3 protein-coding genes are annotated in these 3288 nt (G+C 65.8%); 2 read left to right on the forward strand and 1 reads right to left on the reverse strand.

The window, feature by feature from the left end:
- Positions 1–679 (reverse strand): tRNA guanosine(34) transglycosylase Tgt (locus AOQ71_RS48925; RefSeq protein WP_245317288.1); only part of this gene is annotated, 679 nt, incomplete at its 3' end.
- 223 nt (positions 680–902) lie between these two features.
- On the opposite strand from AOQ71_RS48925, the gene AOQ71_RS32115 reads away from it, so the two are divergent.
- Both AOQ71_RS32115 and AOQ71_RS32120 read left to right on the forward strand, forming a co-directional pair.
- Positions 903–2045, forward strand: coding sequence for a patatin-like phospholipase family protein (locus AOQ71_RS32115; protein ID WP_057755650.1), 1143 nt, complete (start codon positions 903–905; stop codon positions 2043–2045).
- A gap of 135 nt (positions 2046–2180) precedes the next feature.
- Positions 2181–2927 carry a TetR/AcrR family transcriptional regulator gene (locus AOQ71_RS32120; protein ID WP_057756706.1) on the forward strand — a complete coding sequence of 249 codons (747 nt, stop codon included), beginning with the start codon at positions 2181–2183 and terminating at the stop codon, positions 2925–2927.
- Positions 2928–3288: the final 361 nt, after the last annotated feature.

A 3288-nucleotide genomic window follows, 5' to 3' on the forward strand; every position in this document is an offset into this window, starting at 1 on the left:
CCACGGCAAGACCGCCGATCGCATAGCCATGGAAGCCGATCTCGACCAGGCCTTGCGCGCTCGCATGGCGCAGTTCCGGCACGTCGCCGCCCTGGACGATGCCGAACAGCATGTAGCCGTCTGGCGCGCTCTCGAAGGCACGCTTGCTGCGTTCGGCCCAGCGCAGCGACAGCCGCATCGCGCGCTCGACGTCGTCGCGCTCGGCCGGCAGCCGCACGCATTCGTCCATCTGCATCGCAATGTCGGAGCCGAGGTAGCGCTGCACCTCGATCGAGCGCTCCGGCGACAGTTCGACCTTGGCGCCGTCGATATGAGAGCGGAACGTGACGGCGTGCTCGCTGACCTTGCGCAGGTCCGCCAGCGACATCACCTGGAAGCCGCCGGAATCCGTCAGCATCGGCCCGTTCCAGCCGGTGAACCGCTGCAATCCGCCGAGCGCGTGGATGCGCTCCGCGCCGGGACGCAGCATCAGATGATAGGTGTTGCCGAGCACGATATCGGCGCCGGCATCGCGCACCTCGCGCCAGTGCATGCCCTTCATGGCACCGGCGGTGCCGACAGGCATGAAAGCAGGCGTCCGCACCACGCCATGGGGCGTGGTCAGGCGGCCGGTGCGCGCAGCGCCATCGGTGGCCAGCAGCTCGAAATGATTGGGTAGACCGGTATCGGGAAGATTCATGGCGGTGCTTATTGCGTGTCGGGCGAGCCCGATCAACCCGCACGATGCCCCAGACTGGCACGGCGTTGACGCAGACGTGATGACACCGGCTGCTTGATGAACAAAACGATACAGTGTAGTTTTACTGCCGGGGTTGGACGAGACGCCGCGGCACATGGCCTGCGGCCGCAGATGCGTGATCGCCAGCCACCGACCGATGCCCCTCCCCACATGTTCGACGGACATGTCCGCCGCCTCTGACGGGTGGACCAAGCGCGTGATCGGGGCCCTGGTCCTGGCATGCAGCCTGACACTCGCCGCCTGCACCTCGATTCCCCGCACGCCCTACACGGCGGCCGATGCCAGCAATTCGCGCGTGCTCGATATCGAGGGCCTCAGGCGCTACGCCGACGAGCCCATCACCAAGTTCAGCTTCGCGCAGGACAGGGCGACCGGAAGCCGAACCTATCTGGCGCTCTCCGGCGGCGGCGCCGACGGCGCCTACGGCGTCGGTGTGCTCAATGGCTGGAGCGCAGCACGCAACCGTCCGACCTTCTCCGTCGTATCAGGGGTGAGCACCGGCGGCCTGATTGCCCCCTTTGCCTTCCTCGGATCGCAATATGACGACACGCTGCGCGAGCTTTACACCAGCGGCATCGCCGAGAGCCTCTTGAACGATCCCAGCATCATCCGCGTGCTGTTCGGCTCCGGCCTGTTCGGCAATACGCGGCTGCGCGAGCTGGTCGCGCGCTATGTCGGACCCGAGCTCATGGCGCAGGTCGCGCGCGAGAGCGCCAAGGGCCGGCGGCTCTTGGTGGTCACCACCGATCTCGACACCCAGCGCACCGCGATCTGGGACATGGGCAAGATCGCCGCGGTCGGCACGCCCGAGGCGCTGAAACTGTTTCGTGACGTGATGGCGGCCTCCGCCAGCATTCCCCTGGTGTTTCCGCCCATCCTGATCGAGGCCGAAGGCCAGGGTCGCAAGTTTCAGGAGATGCACGTCGACGGCGGCGTGACGGCGCCGGTGCTGACGCTGCCCGAGGCCTTGCTGTTGCAGGGACGCCTGCCCGGCAAGGCGAAGATGGACATCTACATCCTCGTCAACAAGAAGATCGAGCGCAATTTCGAGCTGGTCGCCAACAGCACGATCGACGTCGCCTCGCGCAGCCTGTCCGCCATCACGCAATCGCAGACGCGCGCGATCATCCTGTCGACCTACGATTTCGCAGAGCGCAACCGCCTCGGCTTCCATCTCTCCTATATCGAGCGAGACTACCCGGCGCCGCCGTCGGAAGGCTTCGACACCGGCTATATGCGGGCGCTCTACCAGTACGGCTACGAGAAAGCGGCCGGCGGCCAGGCCTGGACCTCGCAGATGCCGTGATATCCGCATCGCGGAACGGTGGTGGCGGAAGACCGTTGACGACACGGCCAATTCGGCCAGATTCGCCATGACGCCTTGGTTGCTGCGCGTTATAGAGCAATGATCACTGTCGGGAACGCGCAGGAACCACCGGGCATGGGATTGGCTGCGACCAAGGTAAAAACAGCAACGGCGCGACGCGAGGTTTCGAAATCGCGCGGCGGCCGGCCGACCAAGAGCGCCGCGATCGAGCGCGATCAGCGGCTGATCGAGGTCGCCACCCGCCTGTTCCTCGATCGCGGCTTTGACGCAACCTCGCTCGATGCGGTGGCCGAGGCCGCGCGGGTCAGCAAGCCCACCGTCTATTCCCGTTACGGCGACAAGCGCGGCCTGTTTGCCGCCGTGCTCCGCCGCGAGATCGCGCGCTGGCTGGCGCCGCTGTCGGCCGCGGCGGAAACGCAGCTCAGCAGCGCCTCCGATATCCCGGTCGAACAGCGGCTCGTGGAAATCGGGCGCGAGATGCTCAATTTCACCTGCGGTCCCGACGCCATGGCCTTCAGCCGCATGATGACGTCGCAGGCCATCAACTTCCCTGACGTCGCCAAGCTCGGCAAGGAAGAGGGCTGGTTGAAGGCCGTCGCGACCACCGCCCGCTTCTTCGACCATCTGGTGGCGCAAGGCGCGCTCGATGTCGACGACACCACGATCGCGGCCGAAGTGTTCCTCGACGTTGTGGTCGGCCACACCCACCGCATGGCGACGTTCGGCACGCCGATGGAGTTCAAGGCCGCCGAGAAGCGCATGCGCGCGGCGATCAAGCTGTTCCTGGCCGGCGCGATCGGTCCTGCGGACCGCATCCAGGGCGCACCGAAGCCCGCGCAACGGCGCCGCCCCTCCCGCTGACATTTCCGTGAGACCGGCGATTTGTCCCCTGCAGAGGATGGTCGCTTCGTTGACCAAAATAAAACGATACGGTATGGTTTTGTTTGTAGAGCGGTGCGGGCCACTTTTTTCACCAGCCCCAAAAGAGGACCGAACCGCTTAGATCGCCGCGACGGGTACAGCCCGCTAGCGACGCTCCGCGGCCGGCCGGTGCCCAAGGCCGGCCGCGATTTCTTTACGAACATTCGGCAGACTTGCTGGTGCGAGACCTGCCGGCCGAAGGTTTGGACCATGAGCGCGACAAGACCGGGGATATGCGGATTGCTGGTGATCGCCCTGTCAGGGTTGCTCATCGCAGCGCCTGTTCGCGCGACCATCTCGG

The sequence above is a fragment of the Bradyrhizobium manausense genome (assembly GCF_001440035.1).
GTDB lineage: Bacteria > Pseudomonadota > Alphaproteobacteria > Rhizobiales > Xanthobacteraceae > Bradyrhizobium > Bradyrhizobium manausense.